The organism is Neobacillus sp. K501, from assembly GCF_053749995.1.
The window spans coordinates 352,619-374,371 of the sequence record NZ_JBSLYA010000003.1 but is presented as its reverse complement, the minus strand read 5'-3'; the positions used below and the strand labels follow the sequence as shown (position 1 = coordinate 374,371).

At 39.2% G+C, this 21,753-nt stretch carries 19 protein-coding genes and 1 pseudogene; 15 read left to right on the top strand and 5 right to left on the bottom strand.

Translation table 11 applies throughout. The features are described 5' to 3' along the window. Positions 1-143 precede the first annotated feature (143 nt). The 4 genes and pseudogenes from ACWM35_RS09815 (at position 144) to ACWM35_RS09800 (ending at position 5,292) form a co-directional block, all read left to right on the top strand. Positions 144-1,655, top strand: a complete 1,512-nt coding sequence (locus tag ACWM35_RS09815) for a spore germination protein (protein ID WP_454817791.1) — start codon at positions 144-146, stop codon at positions 1,653-1,655. Continuing rightward, on the top strand, positions 1,642-2,718 hold the full coding sequence (locus ACWM35_RS09810) for a Ger(x)C family spore germination protein (protein ID WP_454817789.1): 1,077 nt from the start codon (positions 1,642-1,644) through the stop codon (positions 2,716-2,718). The genes ACWM35_RS09815 and ACWM35_RS09810 overlap by 14 nt, the downstream gene beginning before the upstream one ends. Positions 2,719-2,737: 19 nt before the next feature. Next, positions 2,738-3,834: pseudogene (locus ACWM35_RS09805) on the top strand (GerAB/ArcD/ProY family transporter). A gap of 255 nt (positions 3,835-4,089) precedes the next feature. Beyond that, the gene (locus ACWM35_RS09800; protein WP_454817787.1) at positions 4,090-5,292 is read left to right on the top strand and encodes an MFS transporter; all 1,203 of its coding nucleotides are present in this window, start codon (positions 4,090-4,092) and stop codon (positions 5,290-5,292) included. A 75-nt stretch (positions 5,293-5,367) separates the two neighbouring features. Here ACWM35_RS09800 and ACWM35_RS09795 read toward each other — a convergent pair whose 3' ends face one another. Then, positions 5,368-5,859, bottom strand: coding sequence for an Rrf2 family transcriptional regulator (locus ACWM35_RS09795; protein ID WP_454817785.1), 492 nt, complete (start codon positions 5,857-5,859; stop codon positions 5,368-5,370). A 193-nt stretch (positions 5,860-6,052) separates the two neighbouring features. Here ACWM35_RS09795 and ACWM35_RS09790 point away from each other — a divergent pair, with 193 nt between their 5' ends. From ACWM35_RS09790 to ACWM35_RS09760, 7 genes are all read left to right on the top strand, one after another. Continuing rightward, positions 6,053-6,496: a carboxymuconolactone decarboxylase family protein gene (locus ACWM35_RS09790; protein ID WP_454817783.1), complete on the top strand. Its 444-nt coding sequence runs from the start codon at positions 6,053-6,055 to the stop codon at positions 6,494-6,496. Positions 6,497-6,546: 50 nt separating this feature from the next. After that, the gene (locus ACWM35_RS09785; RefSeq protein ID WP_454817781.1) at positions 6,547-7,023 is read left to right on the top strand and encodes a DinB family protein; all 477 of its coding nucleotides are present in this window, start codon (positions 6,547-6,549) and stop codon (positions 7,021-7,023) included. Positions 7,024-7,277: 254 nt separating this feature from the next. Next, a complete protein-coding gene (locus tag ACWM35_RS09780) occupies positions 7,278-10,745 on the top strand; it encodes a S8 family serine peptidase (RefSeq protein ID WP_454817779.1) in 3,468 nt (1,155 codons plus the stop codon). A 284-nt stretch (positions 10,746-11,029) separates the two neighbouring features. Further along, positions 11,030-11,944 carry a LysR family transcriptional regulator gene (locus tag ACWM35_RS09775; protein ID WP_454817777.1) on the top strand — a complete coding sequence of 305 codons (915 nt, stop codon included), beginning with the start codon at positions 11,030-11,032 and terminating at the stop codon, positions 11,942-11,944. Positions 11,945-12,088: 144 nt separating this feature from the next. After that, positions 12,089-12,535, top strand: coding sequence for a GNAT family N-acetyltransferase (locus ACWM35_RS09770; RefSeq protein WP_454817775.1), 447 nt, complete (start codon positions 12,089-12,091; stop codon positions 12,533-12,535). A 71-nt stretch (positions 12,536-12,606) separates the two neighbouring features. Continuing rightward, positions 12,607-12,930, top strand: coding sequence for an alpha/beta fold hydrolase (locus tag ACWM35_RS09765; RefSeq protein ID WP_454817773.1), 324 nt, complete (start codon positions 12,607-12,609; stop codon positions 12,928-12,930). 24 nt (positions 12,931-12,954) lie between these two features. After that, the gene (locus tag ACWM35_RS09760; RefSeq protein WP_454817771.1) at positions 12,955-13,440 is read left to right on the top strand and encodes an alpha/beta fold hydrolase; all 486 of its coding nucleotides are present in this window, start codon (positions 12,955-12,957) and stop codon (positions 13,438-13,440) included. 59 nt (positions 13,441-13,499) lie between these two features. Here the strand turns inward: ACWM35_RS09760 and ACWM35_RS09755 are convergent, their stop codons facing one another. After that, positions 13,500-14,120: a flavin reductase gene (locus ACWM35_RS09755; RefSeq protein ID WP_454817769.1), complete on the bottom strand. Its 621-nt coding sequence runs from the start codon at positions 14,118-14,120 to the stop codon at positions 13,500-13,502. A 101-nt stretch (positions 14,121-14,221) separates the two neighbouring features. Between ACWM35_RS09755 and ACWM35_RS09750 the strand changes: the two genes are divergently transcribed. Beyond that, on the top strand, positions 14,222-14,911 hold the full coding sequence (locus tag ACWM35_RS09750; RefSeq protein ID WP_454817767.1) for an ArsR/SmtB family transcription factor: 690 nt from the start codon (positions 14,222-14,224) through the stop codon (positions 14,909-14,911). 67 nt (positions 14,912-14,978) lie between these two features. Here ACWM35_RS09750 and ACWM35_RS09745 read toward each other — a convergent pair whose 3' ends face one another. From ACWM35_RS09745 to ACWM35_RS09735, 3 genes are all read right to left on the bottom strand, one after another. Continuing rightward, entirely contained in the window at positions 14,979-15,560 is a 582-nt protein-coding gene (locus ACWM35_RS09745; RefSeq protein WP_454817765.1) for an HAD-IA family hydrolase, read from the bottom strand. Between the two features lie 108 nt (positions 15,561-15,668). Continuing rightward, positions 15,669-17,081, bottom strand: coding sequence for a vWA domain-containing protein (locus ACWM35_RS09740; protein ID WP_454817763.1), 1,413 nt, complete (start codon positions 17,079-17,081; stop codon positions 15,669-15,671). Between the two features lie 142 nt (positions 17,082-17,223). Beyond that, positions 17,224-17,745 carry a MerR family transcriptional regulator gene (locus tag ACWM35_RS09735; protein WP_454817761.1) on the bottom strand — a complete coding sequence of 174 codons (522 nt, stop codon included), beginning with the start codon at positions 17,743-17,745 and terminating at the stop codon, positions 17,224-17,226. A gap of 601 nt (positions 17,746-18,346) precedes the next feature. Here ACWM35_RS09735 and ftsZ point away from each other — a divergent pair. From ftsZ to ACWM35_RS09720, 3 genes are all read left to right on the top strand, one after another. Continuing rightward, positions 18,347-19,477 (top strand): cell division protein FtsZ, encoded by a 1,131-nt coding sequence (gene ftsZ / locus ACWM35_RS09730; protein WP_454817759.1) that lies wholly within the window; start codon positions 18,347-18,349, stop codon positions 19,475-19,477. 161 nt (positions 19,478-19,638) lie between these two features. After that, positions 19,639-20,358 carry a GntR family transcriptional regulator gene (locus tag ACWM35_RS09725; protein ID WP_454817757.1) on the top strand — a complete coding sequence of 240 codons (720 nt, stop codon included), beginning with the start codon at positions 19,639-19,641 and terminating at the stop codon, positions 20,356-20,358. Positions 20,359-20,401: 43 nt separating this feature from the next. Beyond that, positions 20,402-21,604, top strand: a complete 1,203-nt coding sequence (locus ACWM35_RS09720; protein ID WP_454817755.1) for an iron-containing alcohol dehydrogenase — start codon at positions 20,402-20,404, stop codon at positions 21,602-21,604. The last annotated feature ends 149 nt before the right edge of the window (positions 21,605-21,753 follow it).

Genomic DNA, 21,753 nt, shown 5'->3' with positions numbered 1-21,753 from the left:
TATTAATACTTTCATATAAATCAGCATTGCCCCTTTTATTCTTTTAATTAGGGACAACATTGATTCATAACTTAAAGTATAGAATTTTAGAACACCGAGAAAATAATGGTATTGACTTATCTTTTAGAGAAGGGACCAACGATATGGTATGGTTTAAACCACACTCTAATAAAACTTCGAACGAAGATAAATTGGTAAAAAATTCACTAAAAGATATTTTGGTGCAGGCCTGTAAATCGAGCGACTTTCATCAATTTTCTCCCGTTGAAAAAATAGAGATTAGTTATTATAAATCACTAATAAACGAAGATAAAATAAATCAATATCTATTACCGGGAATTCAAAAGAATATAGAAAAGATTAACGATTTGGAAGATATCAAAAATGTCCTTCCTTTCGACGAAGTGAAAATCACGAATGAAACCCAAGATGTTGAAAACAAACTTATTAAGGGATTCGTGATTATCCAGCTAACGAATATTGAAAAAGACTTTATACTCGTAAATGTTAATAATGGAGAAATGGGTCATCGGAAGAACAATGATACAGAAAATGAATTTAGTGTAGTTGGCCCCAAAGTCGGTTTTGTAGAGAATCTTGATGTAAATCTTCATCTTTTAAGGGAACAAGTTGCTGTTTCAAATTTAATTATTGAGGAAATAAAGATTGGAAGTGTTTCTAACACAAGGGTGGCTATAGCCTTTTTAGATGGAGTAACGAATCCTAGGCACATTGAAACCGTGAAACAGAGACTTAATAATATCAATTTAGATATTGTTTATGATTCGTCATTACTTGATCAAATCATTTCAGATAACTCCAATACGATTTTCCCGCTTTTTTTATCTTCGGAAAGAATTGATCGTATTGCGTATGCCATGTCAATGGGACAAGTAGCCGTGCTATCCGACGGCTCTCCTTATGTTATTTCAGGGCCGACTACCATTTTGGACTATTTTATTTCGCCGGAGGATTATTTTTTACCATGGATACTCGGATCGTTTTTTCGTATCGCTAGAATATGCAGTGTTTTATTCTCAATCTTTGCAACCTCTATATACGTCGCCGTATTAACCTATCATTTTGAAGTTATTCCGGAAAAATTACTTGAGCCTCTAGTCATGTCGAGGGCTAATGTTCCATTTCCTCCTGTGATAGAGGTTATCTTTTTGGAAATTACCATTGAATTGTTACGCGAGGCTGGTGCCCGGCTTCCCGCCAAAATTGGTCAAACATTAGGGATTGTAGGAGGGATTGTCATTGGGCAGGCAACTGTTGAGGCAGCACTTACGAGTAGTATATTACTAATCATTGTGGCCTTATCAGCACTCGCCTCATTTACAACTCCTATTTTTAAAATGGCTAATACCATGCGGGTCTTACGGTTTCCCTTTATTATTCTTGCTGCCATCTGGGGAGGATTAGGGATTGTTGCAGGGATCTTGTTACTTATGGGGCATTTATTGAGGCTGAAATCTCTAGGGACTCCTTATTTAGTGCCCTTATTCCCTTTTCGAACAGGGGGTTTTGCTGACAGCTTCATCCGGTCATCATTTCCCTATATAAATAAAAGGAACAAATCATTAAAGCCATTGTCGCTCTTCCGATATGAACCAAGCAAAGACAAGGAGGATATTAATCATGAGGAGAATTAAACGCATACTGCTTCTTCTCTGTTTGTTGGTGCTGGTTCTGACTAGTTGCAGCAATGAAAGGGTAGTAGATCAATTACATATTTTGACGACCATGGGGTTTGATAAAAACAAGAACGGTTATATGGGTACAGCACTGTACTCCAATCTTACTCAAAAGGGTGGAAAAATAAGCTTCATTCAGGGAAATTCAAAGCAAATCCAGCTGATTTTAAATCAAATGAATAATCAGTCTACCAAACAAATCGATATCTCAAAGTTGAGGATGATTATGTTTAGCCAAGAGGTAGCTAAAGAGGGGTTATCGCACTTTTTACTTACCATTTGCAAGGATCCCCTTATAAGTAACTATTTATTTATTGTTGTGACAGACGGATCTGTAGCTTCCTTTTCAAAGGGTTTAAAAAATAAAGATCGTAGTAATTTTCCATATTATATGATTGAACAAAATATGAAAACAGGTAACATTCCCCGATCCAATCTTTCAACCGTACTATTTGATTTTTATGGGGAAGGAAGAGATTTCACAGTTCCGTATCTTCGCTTTAATAAAAATGGAGAATCTGAAATAATCGGCTACGGAATATTTAAAGACGATAAGTTAAAATTTGTCATTAATCGGGAAGAAATGGAATTATACAAATTGCTGCAAGGTAAAATTATTCAGGGAGATATTCCCTATGCAATAAATAATGATCAGGATAAAAATACCGCTCTATTCTCTATTCAATATGGAAAGGGGCACAAAACAATTTCAAAACATCAATACGAAACAAAAGTAACCTACCAGCTGATATTAAATGGAATGGTAAAGGAATATCCACAAGGCACACAAGTAGAGATAAATAAATCACTTATACATTTAAAAAAGAAGCTCCAAAAGGATCTGGTAGCACTTTTAAATAAATTTCAGGAAGAGAAGGTTGACCCCTTAGGTATTGGAGATTTAGTAAGAGCAAATAGCAGGGATTGGAATGAGAAGCAATTTTATAAAGAAATATATCCAAATATTGCATTTGAAATTGATCTTAATCTTCAATTAACTAAATCAGGCATAGGGGAATAAATGGCAGGTGAAATAACGAATGGGTAATCATGTTAAAGAAAGTTTAACATTATCTCCATACCTTCTTTGGTTTCTACTACATGGAACACAAGTGGGGATTTCGATGTTGAGTTTTCAAAGATATATTATTTCCGGAGCGGAACAGGATTCGTGGGTATCACTATTATTAGTGGGATTAAGTATGCATGTTATTACATGGATTATGTTTTATCTGTTAAAGAATGCAAATGCAGGGGATATCATCTCCTTGCACCAACAGCTGTTTGGAAAATGGTTGGGTAAGTTTCTAACTCTCGGTTTTTATGGGTATATAATCTTATTGGTTACAACTGAAGTTCGTTTGTATGTAGAAGTTATCCATGTTTGGGTTTTTCCAAATACACAGATTTGGATATTTTCACTAATGATTCTCCTAATTTGTATTTATCTTGTCTCCGGTGGATTAAGAGTGGTGGCAGGTGTTTGCTTTTTTTGTATCATTATACCATCCATATTACTTTTAACGCTCCATTAAAAAATGCACATTGGATGAATTTCCTTCCGCTTTTCAACCATAATTTCTACGAATATGCAAAATCCGCCTACCATTCGTTGACATTATTCTCTGGTGTAGAATTTTTGCTTTTTCTTTACCCTTTTATAAAAAACAACGAGAAAGCACAAAAATGGGCTCATGTTGGGATGGCACATACAACTATTTTATATTTATTTATAACTGTAGTAACTTTCTCTTACTTTAATATACAACAGTTAGAGCATACCATTTGGCCTACCCTAATTCTGTCCAAAATCATTCAATTTCCGTTTCTCGAAAGATTTGATTACCTCTATGTATATAATTGGTTCTTAATCATTGTAGCCCGTTGTTGTGTTCCTTTGTGGGCGGGGACACGATTATTAAGAAAATCGTTCAGTCTTAAAGCTAGACCATCATTATGGATTACCTGTGCGATTGTATTTATTTGTTTAGTTCCTTTAAAGGGGCAAAAGGTGATAGAGAAGCTCGACTATCTGTTAACAGTTTCAGAAGGAATCCTTCTTTATGGATACATCCCATTACTATTTATATTGGTCATCATCATAAATTTTTTTAAGAATAAAACCAGACATTCATAAAAATTATCTCATACATTTTTGATTAATCTAAACAAAGCACAACAAGGTACAAGGGATTCATCACTTGACAGAAAAGGCTCCAAAGGTGTTTAATAAAAAAGAACAATCGGTCTCTTTTCGAGAAGGTTGAAGAAATGAACAAAGGGTAATTTTGTTCTTTTTTTTGAATAAAAAAAGACCGATCGGTTTCTTTAGGGAATTTAAATAGTAGCACATTTGTAGAGTTTTGAAAAAATCGTGAAAGTAGGGTGGGGAATGAAAAGAATGCTTTGGGTTATTCTTATGATGTCGTGTGGTGCTACCTTTATATCATCGTTATTTCCTTTATACAGTGAGTATTATCAGCTGAATAGTCTGCATATTACCATCTTGTTTGCCATCTATGCTGTAATCCTGGTACCCACATTGCTTATTGTAGGGGCAAAAGGCAGCATCTGGGGGTTGAAAAGGGTGCTTCGCTTTAGTGTTTGGATTTCAATCGTTTCGACCTTGTTTTTTCTGGGGAGCTTTAATGTCTCGATGCTCTATATAGCAAGGATATTGGAAGGCGTCGCATATGGAGCTTTTACAGGGACTGCTGTTGCCTTTTTATTAAAAGTAACTTCACCAAATAAAATGAGTATAGCAATCAAATTATCAGGAGTAACAGTACTGATAGGTTTTGGCCTTGGACCAGCAATTGCAGGTTTAGTTGTGCAATATCTGCACTGGGAGCCGCTTCGTTTACCATTTTGGGTTCTCCTGATCATGTTGGTTAGCGCATTAATCATTCTGGAAACTTTGCCAAAACATGATCACCGTCCAGCGGGTAAAACAGCTAAGATGAAGATTTCTATTGGTGTTCCCCGTAATATTCGCTCACATTTTTGGTCGTTTATCGGTCTTCCGATATTTATTGGTTTCACACTCCAAGGAATAGTGTTATCCCTTGTGCCTTCATTTGCAAAAAATGTTATTCATACTTCCAACCTCTCTGTCCCTGGATTATTAATTTTGTTGCTTCTCGGTGGGGGGGCCCTCACACAGTTCATTCCTTGGCCAAGTAATACCGTTACACGGATCCGTTTAGGATTATCATTCCTTGTTATTGGATCTTGGATCATTGTCTTTTCGGGTCAGACAGCGAGTTTGATGTTACTCTGTACCGGCATTTTCTTTCAAGCTATTGGGGGCGGGTGGTCGTTTCAAGGTACTTTATTGTTAGCCGGTCAGTTACCGAAACCAGAAGAACGCCCACGAGTTATTACGGCTTTTTATTTATGCGGCTACTCCGGATTTATTGTTCCGGTTGTTGGTGTCGGAGTATTGACTCAATTTTTTAATTTGAACTTTTCGTTGATTTTGCTTAATGTATTTGCTTCTTTTATTGTTAGCTATGTGTTCATTTACTCTGTGAAATTTAATCGTTTCTATTCCAAAGAAACAGCCAATAATACTCTAAAACAAGTCACAAACTAATATTACTTGTAAAACGATTTAAGCTAAAAAACCTCTCTAAATTCCCTATATGAGGAATTTCACGAGAGGTTTGTTTTATATATTATTTTTTGAAAAAAACTGCCGAGTATCTTCGCGGATTTGATTAGGTAAGACACGATCAAGCTCTTCATTCAACCAGGCAAGTGTTTTGCTGCGCAAGAATTCTCGCATCTTTTCCTCGGCAGAGAGCATAACTAAATTAATGGTGCATGAGGAGGGGGCTGAACAACAGTTTTCCCGATACAAATAACCATTGTCTTTTATATTTTTACATTGAAAAATGGGTTTGCGGCCTTCAACGGCTTCAACTACATCCCAAAAGGAAATATCTTCGGGAGCTTTCGCCAATTTATATCCACCCTTCACTCCTGGAACAGAACTAACGATACCAGCCTTTGATAATTTAGTGAAAATCTTGGAGAGATAGGTATCCGAAATCCCTTGAAAATAGGAAAGTTCCTTAATTCCAGTAGGGGAATCCTCAGGGAGATCAATTAAATAAACGAGGCAATGAAGTGCATACTCAACGCCAATACTGTACTGCATAAAAAAACACCTTCTTCACAAATAAAAAAGTAATTCCTTCCATTTATCTTAGAAATGTTTTAATTCTTTGTCAAACCTAGTTTTTATCACTTACAACTGCGGTTGACATTTTAAATAAATTACCCTATTATAGACATTGTTAATCGACGATTAATGTTGTCGCCAATTAAACAATCATTAGGAGGTCATTCAAATGGAACAACGTATTAATTATTATAATGTCGCACCAGATGCACTTAAAATCATGATGGAAATGGAGAAATATACAAAAACGACGGGTTTAGACCGTAAGCTTCGTGAATTGATTAAAATCCGTGCTTCTCAAATAAATGGATGTGCTTTCTGTATCAATATGCACTCTGCCGATGCCAGAAAAATGGGGGAAACGGAGCAAAGATTATATTGTCTTAGTGCATGGAGAGAGTGTACGTTTTATACCGATGCTGAAAAAGCAGCCCTTGAGTTGACAGAGCACGTGACCTTAATTGCGGCACAACGTGTTCCAGATGAGCTTTACAAAAGAGTGCGTGAACATTATGACGAAAAACAATATGTAGACCTCATCCTATTAATCAATCAAATTAATAGCTGGAATCGAATTTCTATTGCGATGGGAAATGTAGCGACTGAAAAGTAATGACAGGTATGAGCAAATAAAAATTCAATTGATAAAAAGGGGACATACTCATGAATGAAAAAATGATTTTTGACCAATTTGAATTTGCTCGTCATGCTACATTAAAGGTGGCACAAGGCATAACGGAAGAAAACGCTGATGCGATTCCCAATGGATATCCCAATTCATTACGCTGGCAATTAGGTCATATATATGTTGCCGTGGAGGGAATTGTCTTTCGTTTTGCTAATGAAATTCCACACCTGCCTGAGGGATATATGGATTTATTTAAAACAGGCACAAAAATAACTGACTGGCAGATCACTCCGCCTCCATTAGAAGAGCTTCATCCATTACTATTACAACAAGTAAATCGTGTAAAAGAAACATTTAGCGGGAGACTTGATGAAAAAATTGCAAATCCATTTATCATGGGAACCTTAAAACTAGAAACCATTGGTGAACTACTTTCCTACGCTTCCATGCATGAGAGTGAGCATATTGGCATCATAAAAAGTTTAAAAAATACGCTTAAAAATGCGAACTAATAAATATTTTTTTAACCCAAAAGAGACCGATTGGTTTCTTTTGGGTTGTGTTGTTTATTGAGAACGTTTTATCATCTAATTTGATAATCATTTCAATCAAAAATCTTGTATTGTTAATATTTCAGAATACTTATACTATTATGTAGTCTTTTACTAAATACAAAGGAGGTCTAGTTAGAAGTTGTATGATCACCATTCAACTTCTAGGATTGTCAGCGCTTTTCATTAATAAAGTTGAGAGGAGTTTCCCCCAGTTGAAAAATAGTATAAGTAGGTTGCGTTATTTATTTAGTTTAGTAGTGTCTATCATTCTATTTATTAGCTTTCTCCTTCCCTGTATCGCAGTAGCAGAAAACGTAGTTTCAAATCAAAATCCAATGGAAGAAAAGGTGGATCCGGAGGTCATACAGGCCTTTGAAAAAAACGAGTTTACGAATGTAATTGTAGAGTTAAAAAACCAAGCGGATGTTGGACAAATCGCTAATCAGGCTCGTGAAGAGGCTAAGAAACTGAAGGCAAGCAGCTATCAAGAGAAACTCCGAGTACGTTCAGCTGTCTTGTCAGGACTACAAACGAATGCTGAACAAACACAGTATCCTATCAAAGATTTTATCCGCCAAAAGAAAGATGAAGGCAAACTGAAGGATGATCAATCATACTACATCGTAAATGCAGTTTCCTTTACATCCACGAAAGAGGTTGTGCAGGAAATGGCAGCTTTTCCGGAGGTAAACCATATTTACCTAAACGAACGGCAGGCTTTGCCGAAACCGAAGACATCTGAAGTCCAAAAATTAACAAATGAGCTCCCTTGGAACCTTGAAAAAATTCAGGCAACAAAAGCTTGGGAGAAAGGGTTGGATGGATCAGGAGTAGTAATCGCAACTTTTGATACAGGAGTAGACGTCAACCATCCGGCGCTTAAGAGCCAATACCGAGGACTTAATCCGGACGGCACTATGACACACACCTACAATTGGCTGGACCTGGTGGGCAACAGTCCTACTCCAGTGGATCCATTTGGACACGGTACACATGTGACGGGGACGATGGTCGGCTTTGATCCGGAAACAGGCATGCGCACCGGTGTGGCTCCAGGGGCACGCTGGATTGCAGTTAACGCATTTTCAGAATACGGAGCACTAGATACAGACTTGATAAAAGCTGGAGAATGGCTTCTTGCTCCATTGGATGAAACGGGAACTCCTCATCCAGAGATGGCACCGGACATTATTAATAACTCATGGGGTGGCAGTTCTAGCTTGAATGAATGGTTCAGATTAGTTGTGAAGGCATGGGTGGCAGCCGATATTACACCGGTATTTGCCGCAGGAAACCATGACGGTATGACGACACCGGTCGGACCAGGTTCAATCGTCAATCCCGCAAATTACCCAGAAACCGTTGCCGTGGGCTCAACAAATTCTGCTAACCGAATCTCAGCGTTTTCTTTAAGGGGTCCTTCTCCCTATGGTGGAAGTGAGATAAAGCCAGATTTGGTCGCACCTGGGGAAGCGATACTTTCAACCCTCCCAAATAACGAATACGGGTTATCCTATGGAACCTCCATGGCTACCCCACATGTGTCTGGCGCGATTGCCATCTTAAAGCAAATGCAGCCAAACATGCCGATTGACAAGATTAAAGAAACCTTGTATGCCGGATTGCTTCCGTTATCCGATTCAGACTATCCATCTTCTCCGAATGATGCCTATGGAAGAGGACTCCTTGACCTAACAGGTATTGTAAAGAGTGGTACTAACGGGGTTGGCAATCTGGAAGGAGAAGTAGGTTATAAAGCTGTCGATAAAAAGAAACCAGTAGTCAGTCATGAGCCGCTTCCTTATGCTTTTGCGAATGCACCTTTAAAACTCTCTGTACAAGCCTCTGATGATTTTGCGGTTTCCAAGGTGGAGCTTTATTATCAAATCGACAGAGAACCCGAGCAAACATCAACTGGCACACTCTATAAAGGCAACTTTAATAGCGGTTCCTACGCAAGTGAACTTTCGATGGAAAAAGTAAAAGGGAAAGAAATGACCTATTACTGGAAAGTTACCGACTATGCTGGAAATAGTACGAAAACCGCACCTGTCCGCGTGGCCCTGAAGAAAGGGTTGTCAGTCGGGTATGCTACAGATTTTGAAACAACACCTGTCGGATGGTCCAGTACCGGTAGAAACAGTTCATGGAATTGGGGTAAGGTCATGCCCACACATATCGTGAAGCCTCCTTCTGGTACGAATGCATACGCGACCTCGATCCCTGACTGGAGAGATAACATTGAACATAACTGGAGTTACAATAATAACGAAGAATCATTGTTATCTATGCCCCCAATCCAAGTCAACAAAGGAGAAGCAGTTTTCCTAAACTTTAAACAGACTTTTGGATTTCCGTTTTTGGTAGGGGCTAATGATTATGGCCAAGTGCTCGTTTCTGAAGACATGAAGAACTGGCATGTGGCGAAGACAAACGAAGGGCATTTATACACAAAATGGGAATCCATTTCTATCGATTTGTCATCCTTCTCAGGGAAAACAGTCTATGTAGCTTACCGTTTTCATTCCGACAGTGATAAAACAAATTTAGGATGGTATCTGGATGATGTAGCCATTGAGGCCAAGCCTTCAGGAAATGTCTATCAACCATCTTCACCCACGATTGTATTAGAACAACCATTGGAGGCTACAAGGCTACAAAGTCCAGATGAAAAACAAATTCTAGTCCCACTTAGCGCCCACATTCAGATTGTTGAAAATGGAAGGCTCTTAGCGACTGATCCAACAGATGGAAGCTTCCGCATAAATCTGCCAGCAGATCAATACCATCTACAAGCCGAGGCATATGGCTTTAAGCAAAAGATTCAAGCGGTAAGCGTAACAAAAGATGAATCGACCAATGTTGCGATGGAGTTGTCTCCATTAGAAAAAGGAAACATCAAGGGAACCGTCAAGAGCAGCGAAACCCAAAAAGCCATCAAGGGAGCCACGGTGAAACTTATTGAAGATGCTGCTGTCGCTCCTGTAAAAACAAAAGCAAGCGGTAAATATTCGCTAACACCTTTTGAAGGAACTTATACACTTGAAGTGAGTGCTCCCTATTTTCATACCCACCGGGAACGGATTGAAATTAAGGGTGATGACATCCATTCGATTGATGTACAATTAAAGCCTTTTATTGGTACAGAAGGTGAAATCAGCTATGATGATGGCTCGGCTGAAAATGTCTTTTTGGTCACTGGAGTAGATGAGGCCGCATTAAAAATGACATTGAAGGATGGAGAGGAACAAGCATTACTGACTGCAGGAAAGTTTTATATCGACCCACGCTGGGTTAGTCCTGGCGGGGAAAATTTTCAGGTGGATGTATATGATGCCACTGGAGTTGATGGAGGACCTGGAAAGAAACTAACGGAATCGATTCCTGCAAAATCGGATGTTGTTCCAGGCTGGGTCACCGTTGATCTGAGCCCGTACTCTATTTACGTACCGAAGGAATATTTCCTTGTATTCAGCACCCAATCACCATATCCATTTGCTCCAGCCCTTGGTATGGATAGCAGCAGCACCTTCTCAGAGCGCTTATGGTGGAAAACGTACAAACTTCCATGGCGTAAAGAAACTGGTAGTGCTGGTCCTGTGAATGAAAGTGGTTCTGAAGCAGCAGTTGGTGAGGGCAACCCGATGATTCGCTCCGTCGTTTCATATGAAAACAAATAAAAATCTATAAAACTAGAAAAATATCAGATTCTAAGTGAATGCATTTGAATTAGGTTTAGAACCTTTAAAACATGATACTGGTTCTTATAAGAATTCTCAGAACCTGCCATTGAAGCAACTCTGATAATCATAGTAAGATAGATTGAATGGTTATCAGATAACAGGAGTGACAGTTCACCATCCAACCAACTATGTGAGCTGTCACTCCTCATCCTGTTCTCAGAATGGATGGAGAGCGATTAGCGTTTTATAAAAAAATGAAATGTTCAAAGGTGTGAAAAATCTTGGAATTAAGACAATTAGAATACTTCATGGCCCTTTGTGATGAATTGCATTTTACAAAGACTGCTGAAAAACTAAGAATTGGGCAGCCTACCTTAAGCTATCAAATGAAAGCGTTAGAAGATGAACTGGGTGTTCGTCTATTTGATCGTTTAGGTAAAAAAATAGCTATCACGGAGGCGGGCGAAATCCTCCTAGAACATTGCCGAAAAGTGTTCGAACATTTAAAATTTGCCACTGAACAAATAGAGGAACTGCAAAAGGTGAAACGAGGCAAATTAGTGATAGGTGCACTTTCAGGTGACTTGAGTCTTATAGCCTCCAAGGTTTTGTTAGAGTTTCATGCACAGTACCCTTACGTTCAGATTCAGTTCTTCGCAATAGATGACCCGGTAGAAAAGGTAAAACAAAACGAAATTGATTTGGCTCTAACCTTCATGACCAAACCAGATGAAAGTTTTATCCAAATTCCTTTATACGAGGATGATTTTTATTTAGTCGTACGAATGGATCATGCTTGGTCTGAGAGAGAGGACATTGAATTTAGTGAGATTCAGGATATACCGCTAATCTTAAATCCAATCGGTCATTGTTTTAGGAAATTATTTACGAATGCCTGTCTAAGTGCAGGGATTGTTATTCAGCCTATCATTGAATCATCGGATTCAAAGGCAATATTGGACCTGGTAGAGAAAGGGATAGGGGCTACGATTATATCTGGTACACTTTTTTCTCTGGAAAATACAGGGTTATTAAAGGCCATCAAACTAACAAATCCTGCTTTTATTAAGGAAGTTTCGATTATCCACCATAAACAAAAGTATATTGGAACAGCTGCAAACGGTTTTATCGAAATATTCATGAAATTCATCAAAGAGAATAAGTCATTAGAGAAGATCTTATTACAAGTAACATAGTGATTTCGCTATTATTTCTGTCCATGTACTACAATGAACGGAATGTAAAACGGAAGCCTTAAATAAGGGTTTCCGTTTTATTTTGTATAAGAAGGAAGAGCTCACTTTTCTAACGAAATATAAATAAAAAGGGAGGAAGTGCGTATGGAAATTTTTAGTTTGAAGAAAGAAGAGATTCAGAGGGCATTGGATTTAGTTTGGACCGTTTTCCTCGAGTTTGAAGCACCTGACTACACCCAGCAAGGGATCGATGAATTTAAAAAATTTATAGACTACAAATCCATGATGGATCAATTTAACAATGGGAATTTACGATTCTGGGGATGTAAATTCGCAGGTGAATTAATAGGGGTGAGCGCAACTAGAAATAAAACTCATATTTGTCTCCTTTTTGTAAAAAAGGAGTTTCATAGACGCGGAGTCGCAAGGAAGTTATTTCAAACAATGAAAGAGTATAGCAATGGACAATCACTCACCGTAAATTCCTCCCCCTATGCGATAGAAGCTTATCATCGTCTTGGTTTTATGGATACAGACGTAGAACAGACAGTGAATGGCATGCGCTTTACTCCAATGACTTATCAGAAATAAAAGAGGAGATTCTATATTCATGTCGAAATAAATAGAAACTTAAGAAAATTTAAAAGGAGCTACATAACGATATGAAAAAGAACATTACCGTAAACAATCTAAATATCTCATACATGGAGCAAGGTTCTGAAGCGGCACCGCCGGTATTGCTAATTCACGGAGTCCCGGAATCAAGTATGCTGTGGAAGCATATCATGCCTGAGATTGCTTCATTAGGTTTCCGTGCCATTGCCCCTGATCTTCCAGGCTTTGGACAGAGCGAACGTTTTCCGAACGAGTCCAGTTGGGAAAACTATGTATCGTTTATCGAAGATTTTATGGCAGCATTAGAGTTGGATAAGATCCATCTCATTGTCCATGACTGGGGTGGGATGATTGGGCTCAGGTGGGCATGAGATCATGTAGAGAAAGTTGAGAGTTTGATTATTAGTGATACTTTGCTGCTTCCAGGATACATCTGGCATCCGCTTGCAAAAAAATGGCGTACGCCAGACCTAGGTGAAAAGGTAGTCGAAGCCATGGCCAATAAAGAAGCCTGGATGACCAATATGAGAAAGGAAATTCCATCTGTAGAAGAAGCGATTCTCGAAGACTTCTTTTCTATCTTTGAAACTGCCGAGAGAAGGGATGTAATTTTAGAATTATATCGGTCTTCCAATTACAAGTTGATTGAACCGTGGCAAAAGCTCTCAGACATTAAAAATCCCGTAACGATCATGTGGGGTGAAAATGATCCCTATATTTCTGCAGACTTTGCCTACAAGACCCGTGATGAGCAATTCCCGCAAGCCAAAGTCCAGATCATCCCGAACACAGGGCATTTTATCCACGTCGAGGCACCAGGGCAAGTCATCCCATATGTAAAACAACATTTTCAAGCAGTTCTTACGAATGTAAATAATTAATTAACCAAAACATCCACCAAGCTCTGACTTAGGTGGATGTTTTAAACTAGGAAGATAGATTATGTTTCAGAACGAAAAGTTTTACCTAACTGGTCACCAAGCCCAAAATAATGTCGAAAGTTATAAATAAGAGGACTCCATTTATTTGGATCAATATGATTTTCATCCAGGAGGATCTCTTTATGTACGTGTACATGGATGGTTTGAGTCTCCACAATGGCAAAGTCAGGAGAATATTCAGGAATTCGGATGTATTTTACAATCGCTTCGATTTGAATCGGACACTCCATAATCCGCGCAGGTTTTACTGATCTAGATTCTATAGGGGTAAGTCCACTAATTTCATATTTTTCTTTTTCATAAGAGAATCCTAACTTTTTCTTATAATCTGGTACGGGATTTAGTCCTGTATAAGGGGCTAATCGCTCAACATTCTCCCATAATGATGGACTTGGGACATTGATGACACATTCATGATGTCGTTGTAGATTCTCAATTGCTTTTCCACCAAGTCCAATCCCCAATACAATACAATTTCCTAGTGCCCATGAAGAAGAGATCGGGCTAATATTTACAGTATCATCTTCGTTAAGAGTATTGAGCAAAATCACGGGTGTTCCATAGTATAGAATTTTGGGATGTATCATATCTGTGTTCATTCTCTGTGAAAGTCTTTGCATCTATCATTTTCCTCCTATTTTTTCTTATCTAAATTTATTCTATAATAGATATATTTCAACCATTATCGAAATGTGGATTACAAAAGAAGGAGGTTGTTACAATGAAGGCAAGTCCGAATGTGGCCATAGTAGCTGCACTTGTGAGCGAAACATCACGTGCGGCTATTTTGACAGCCTTATTAGATGGGAGATATCATCCAGCAAGTGATTTGGCCCAAATGGCAGGAATCAAACCACAAACAGCTAGTTTCCATTTAGCAAAAATGCTTGAAGCGAATATTGTCACCGTTGAAAAACAGGGGAGACACCGATATTATGGGATTCGAAACCAGGAAGTAGCACACATTATGGAATCGCTTTTATCCGTTGCTCCACCCGTTGAAATTAAATCCTTTAAACATGCATCGGAAAATAAAGGGTTACGGATTGCCAGAACTTGCTATGATCATCTGGCAGGGAATTTAGGAGTGGAATTAACGGTTGCATTAAAGAACTTGGGAGTCCTATATGAGGAAAATAATGCGTTTTATGTGACGGAAATGGGAGAAGCGTTTTTTGCATCTTTTCAAATTAACCTGGAAGAGGTAAAGAAAAAACGTCGATCTTTCAGCCATAAATGTTTGGACTGGAGTGAAAGAAGGCATCACCTTGGAGGCGCTTTAGGAAAGGCATTGCTTGAAAGACTATTAGAATTAAATTGGGTTCAACGTGCACCTAAAACAAGAGCGATAAAAATCACGAATGAAGGTAAAAATGGACTGAAAGAGATCTTTTCGATTGAAATAGAGTAAAAATAACCCACCTTTGATTGACCGCTCAGGTGGATTATTCACTCTTATCCTTTTCATGGTTTGACTCTTATTTTTTCACAAATGAATTCAACACCAAAGGAATAAAATCCTCATAGCGATCCACATGAAAATCTGCTTCAATATTACGATTTTGAAACGCTACCGTTTTAATCTTTAGTTCTCTAGCTGGGGCCAAATCTAATTCACGATCACCGACAACCAAATCAATGTGATGACTTTTCAACACAAATTGATAGGAAGAAGGGTGGGGCTTTCGATCAAACCCTTGTTCTTCCACGGAAACGATCTCTTTAAAATAGGGAGTTAACTGATATTTTTCAAGGAGGTAGCGAGTAGATTCCATATCGCGATGGGTGACAATAATATTGTTATCCACCGCTGAAAGAACGTTCACTAAATGCTCAAAAGGCTTGCTGTACATCTTTGAATACTGCTTATCTAATCTTTTATATTCGGCACGTTTTTCTTCTCCGATATCGTAATGTTTGAAAGCTGTTTTCGAATCAATTTTCAACCATTTTAATACCTCGGTGCGATCAAGCTCCTTGCCACTTAAGCTTACAAATCCCTCGACCAGTGCTGGGTAGGTATCGAAAAGGGTACCGTCAAAATCCCATAAAATATTCAAATAAATACCTCATTTCTGTTGTTCCTTCTAAAATATTACTTTATCACTAACAAACGAATTAAACCAGCCCATACAAAAATGCTGCAGGCACATCTGCAGCATTTCTGACTACCAAATATCTCCACGTTCATCTTTCAATTGTCTCATCTTTGCAACCCATTCATCGACGCGCTGTCTGATTTCCTTACTCTTGCTATCCGCTTTATTACGATTTTTCTCGTACATATCATAATATAGTTCCTTCATTGCTGCACTTCGTTCAAATCCCCAGTCTCTTAAATCCGATTGTTGTTCGTCTGTAATCCATTTTTTTTCGTACATCATGGCAATCGCATCGAGAATTCTATTGGACTCCCGTCTGCCGATATTCCAGAGTTGAAGAGGGGATACTTCACCTCTTTCATATTCATCCATCAATTCCCAGCCATCCGGAGCCATCGTGAAGGCCCAGGCAAGATCGAGAGTAGAAGGGAGCCACTCATATTGAATGGTATTCTTCAATTCTTCCGGACTATCTGCTTTAAAGTACTCGCCATTTCCAGCTTCGGCAACGGCTTTTAATTGATTTTCTGTTTTACCGTCGACATCAAATCCAATGATATTTACAGAATTGCTGCTATGTTTTTCAGCAAGGGCTTTACTTGCTTGGACAGGGTCACCGTCACAGGTTTCTGCTCCATCACTAACAATGTAAACCGTGGTTCCTTCAGGATATTGCCCGCTCATATCAGAGGCTTTTTGAATCGCTCCTGCCAGAGGGGTCCAGCCTTTACTTTCAAAGGAGTCAACCGCTTGGTGGAAATCTTGTTTGGAGTATTTACCCATTGGGTAAAGCTCTTCTATCGCGGAGCAGGATTCAATCTTATCCGCATCTGACTCCGATCCTTTATGACCATAAACAAGCAGTGAGACCTCACTTGCTTGCCCGATCGTTTGCGCAAAGCTTTTCACCGCATCCTTTGCTATATCCATTTTCACTCTTCCATCGGCTTGAAGCAGCATGCTTGAACTAGCATCCAGCAGGATAATTGCCTTTTTGGATACTTGCTTTTCATCGCCGCCATCAGATTGAGTAGGGTCTGGCAGGTAAGGTTCTTCAAATTGCGGCTCATATTTATGGCTTGATTCGATGACTTGTTGATAATGAGGGCTTGCCAGTAAGGCAATCAAACCTTTTTTTATCGTGTCTAAATCTTTTGTTTCCTTTGTTAATTCCTCAAGCTTAGGAAGCAGTTGTTTTTTCAAGTCTTCATCAATTTTGGGGACACTAACGCCAATCTCTTCAATATCTTTTTCAAAAGTGATATCCTTCATTAGTGAGCCAGGGGTCAGATCGAGCAGCGTTTCCTCGGAAACTTCTAACGGAATATCCTCTAAATCTACCAAACTAAATTGCATTTTCTCTACTTTTTTTACTTCTTCTTTACTGGCTGGTTTAGCAGTTTGTTCCACTTTATCGCTGCTGCAAGCCGCTAGAACAACAGAAACTAGCAGTATTAAAAGCAATGCCAATCGTTTCACACTTTTCCTCCTCTTACCAAACAAATGATTCATTTGTTGAATCTATCATTTTAATAAATTCTAACATGGAAGAGATTGGAATAAAAGGAGACAGGGGACAATCGCTACTTTCTATCTATGACAAGTTACCTATTCACTAGAATTATTTCCACCATTTCCACCAAGACTTAACGGTGGCGGCAGCAATCTGTTTTCTTGTTTCTTCTTCCATTTTTAAATATTGCTCGGCCTCGAGTTGCTCAGATGTGCGTTCTACATATTTTAATATAAGATTGATCTTTTCTTCGAAATAAGCTTCCCGAACCGCTTTTTCCTTTAAAAGCTTAATTAAATCCGCGTTTAATTGCTCTAAATGGTGGATTCTATCTATGACTTCATCATGGTTACAAACGGTGGAAGGAGTTTCAATTGAGTTTGTTCCTTCTTCATGTACAGAAGCGATTACATCTTTCACGACCTGTTCAAGCGCTACTCCTTTTTGCTTACTGAGTTCGATGATTTGGCGGAGGGTATGAACATCTTTCTCAAAATAGCCTCGGTGGCCTCGATGATTCCGGTGTATGTGGTAGCCATGACCTTCCAAAAGAATGGCATACTTCCGTAAAGTATTGCGATCGATTCCAAGCAGCTCCTGCATTTCACTAGGTGAGTGAATTTCTTTCATAAAATGACACCTCCGCTATTATATTTAATTTTATTTGTAACCAGGCTCGCAAAAAAGCAACTACAAACCGAACAAAAAGAAATGTTTGTGACCATGTTCTTAAAAAAACTGCCATTACGGTAACAAAGGAAGATTCCTGTAGAATTAGAGCTATTTAAAAAACAAATCGAAAGCTTTTGAGATCAGCCAAATTAGAGCAAGTGCAACTGATAGATATGTACCAATAGAAAACAAAATGTCTGTCATGTTTCACCTCTATTTTTTTGACTTTCGCTACCATTCTCTTCTACTAAAACAATGTCATTATATACAGGGGAGAGTTCAAAATTTGTCGAAACCGCGCCAGTCTAGCTATTTGTAAAAAGAATGTTACTTAGCGTTAATAAAAGAAACAAAAAAACGATAATTGTGCAATTTTTACTAGTATATAACCTGAAAACTAGGTAACACTTAACTAGACAATTTACTGATAGTTTCGTAGACTTAAAAAAACTTGCCTGCAAAACGACTAAACCATGTAAAGAAATTTCGAAACATAGGAACTCGGACACCATTGATAAATGTGTTATCCATTCATTTTTGATAACGAGGAGGAATGACCATGTTCGAATATGGAACACCGATGGACCAATTGGCTACAATAAAGGTGGTCGGAGTTGGCGGTGGCGGTAACAACGCCGTGAACCGAATGATTGAGGACGGAGTTGGGGGAGTAGAGTTTATTGCGGTCAATACCGATGCCCAAGCGATCCAGCAATCAAAAGCAGCCATCCGAATGCAAATCGGTCAATCGTTAACAAGAGGTTTAGGAGCAGGGGCAAATCCAGAAATAGGTAAACAAGCTGTAGAAGAAAGCTATCAGCAAATGGAAAAAGTCCTAGCTGGGGCAGACATGGTTTTTGTCACAGCTGGGATGGGTGGGGGAACCGGTACAGGAGCAGCACCGGCGATTGCAAAAATTGCCCGCAAGCTTGGTGCACTCACCATTGGGGTTGTTACGCGTCCGTTTAAATTCGAAGGCTTTAAACGAGCCAAAAACGCTGAAAGCGGCATCCAAGCGATGAGGGAAGCGGTCGACACGTTAATCATCATTCCGAACGATCGCTTATTGGAAATTGTCGATGAAAAAACACCGATGATTGATGCTTTCCGAGAAGCGGATGCGGTCTTGCGTCAAGGGGTTCAAGGGATCTCGGATTTAATTGCAGTCCCGGGCTTAATTAATCTTGATTTTGCGGATGTGAAAACCGTCATGTCCCATAAAGGAACCGCCTTAATGGGGATCGGGATTGCCACCGGAACCAATCGTGCTGCGGAAGCCGCGGAAAAAGCGTTAAATAGTCCGTTACTCGAAACTTCCATCAATGGAGCTCATGGTGTCATTATGAACATTACAGGCGGCCGCAATTTAAGCTTATACGAAGTCCAGGAGGCTGCCGAAATCGTTGCTGCTGCATCTCACGAGGAATTAAACATGATTTTTGGTTCGGTCATTAACGAAAGCTTACATGAAGAAATCATTGTCACGATTATTGCAACCGGATTCACTGAAAAGGAAGAGACCGTGATCCAACAGTCACCGCAGCCCGCAATCGAGGAATTCGCAGCTAAGAGAGAACGGCGATACGAGTATGATCAACCAGCTAAAGAAGAAAAGCCAGCACAAGTACAGTCAGCAGAATCTCTCGACATACCGGCATTTCTCCGCAACCGCAGGATACGAAATAGATAATTCTAAGGCAATTTGTTAGTCCAGACATGAGCTTCACGTCTGGACTTTTTTGAATTTTCAAAAAATGATTGTCCTAGTTCTAAATCTATGTTTATAATTGAATTACCCACAACTGGTCCGTACGTCACGATGAATATTTTTAATAAAAGGAGGGATGATCGATGATAGATACGAGTAATCCAATTCCCCTGCATCTGCAGTTGAAAGAGGTGATAGCAGGAGAGATTAAAAACGGAGTCTACAAGGATCGAATTCCAAGCGAGAGAGATTTGATGGACCGTTTTTTCGTTAGTAGAACAACTGTTCGCGAGGCGATTTCTCATCTTGTTCAGGAGGGAATCTTAGAAAAGGTTCATGGCAAGGGTACATTCATTTCACAAAAACCACCTGTCCATGAATGGCTGGATTCATTAAATAGCCTAACATCGACGGTGAAAAAGATGGGGATGATTCCAGGTTCCAAGCTATTGCACAGTGAAGTTGTAACAGAACCGAGTTATATTTCTGACCTATTAAATGCGGATAGTCTTTTTACAATCGCACGGCTCCGCACCGCTGATGCAACACCGATAGCCATTGAACGACATTTCTATAGGGAAGACCTTGGCACTCAATTAGCCAACTATGACTTGGAAAATAGCACAATTTATGACCTTCTAGAAAATAATCTCGGGGTTGAATTGGTAGAAGCTGAACAATTTATCTCTTGTAAAGAAGTCTCTGCAGAGGATGCTGAAAAACTAGAGGTCCCAATCAGTTCCAGTGTTTTAAGTGTTGAAAGACTGATTACCAATGAAAAGGGCGAACCTGTTGAGTACTATACCAGTTATTTTCGTCCAGATATGTATGTCTTTCGTATTAAAACAAAGCGACAAAAATAATGCCATCCAGATAAAAATAGGCTTAATTAAAGGAGGGGAATAGGTGGTCAGTTCATTATTTTTACCACGAATCATAAAGCTTGGCGTGGGATGCTTGCAAGAGGTTGGAAAAATAGCAAAGGATCTAGGTGCGTCGCATTTATTTATTGTAACCGGATCATTATTAGCAAATGGGCCATTTAGGACTGAATTGGATGATTGCATTCGTGAACAAGGGCTAAAGTTTACTTACTTCTCTGAATTTAAAGGGGAGCCGAACACGGATCACTTAAGTACAGCACTAAACGCGATTGAAAACTGTGCGGCAGATTGTGTGGTGGCAGTTGGCGGAGGGAGCGCCATCGATTTAGCAAAAGCAGTTTCTGTGTTTGCTGTTAATACAGGGATCTGCTTTGATGACATTCCAGCAATGGAAAAATTAACAAGACTACCATTTATGGCTGTGCCAACTACAACGGGGACTGGTTCTGAAGCAACGAAAATAACGGTTATAACGGATGTCAAAAGTGGTGTCAAAAAAAATCCTGGACATCCGTGCCTGATTCCTGATGCTGCCATTCTCGACCCGCGGTTAACCGTCAGTTTACCAAAGCAAATAACCGCCTATACAGGACTTGATGCGTTAGCACATGCGATGGAAGCCTTTGTATCGACTCAAGCAACTATATTCAGCGATCAGTTTGCCATTGAAGCGATGCGATTGATTGGTGAATACCTGCCAAAGACTTATGAGAATGGTGAAGATTTGGAAGCAAGAGAGAAGATGCTGCTCGCCAGCTGCTATGCAGGAATGGCTTTTTCCAATTCCTCTACCAATCTTGCACACGCTACCGCTCGACCGCTCGGAGCAAGATTACATATACCCCATGGGTTGAGTGTGGCCCTATTACTGCCATTTGTCATCGAGTTCGGCTTGGAAGTATCCGCGGAACGATATGCAAAGGTGGCGCAATTATTGGGGAACACGTTAACTGGAAGTAGCGTCCAATCAGCACAGGAACTTGTGAAAATAATCCGGCAATACAACACTGATTTTAAAATTTGGGAGGATGGGTTACCGTATTTTAGTGGGGTTAAACCACTGGTGGACAGCCTGCCAAACCTCATTCAAGATGCTTTATCAGGGAATGGAATTTCCACCAATCAAAAATTACCTACGGAGAAGGATGTAGAAAAAATCTATAAAGATTTACTGATTGAACTTCAAAAGGAAATAAAATCGAAAAAGATTTTTGAATATTATTAATTGTATAAATATATTGACTTTATATGTAATATCTATATAATGTTAACTAAATTGGTAGGGACCAGTTAAAACTAGTTAACGCATAAAGGAGTGAACATTAACTTATAGAAAATCTTTTAGGCAGATTTACTACATCTAGAAAACCACTA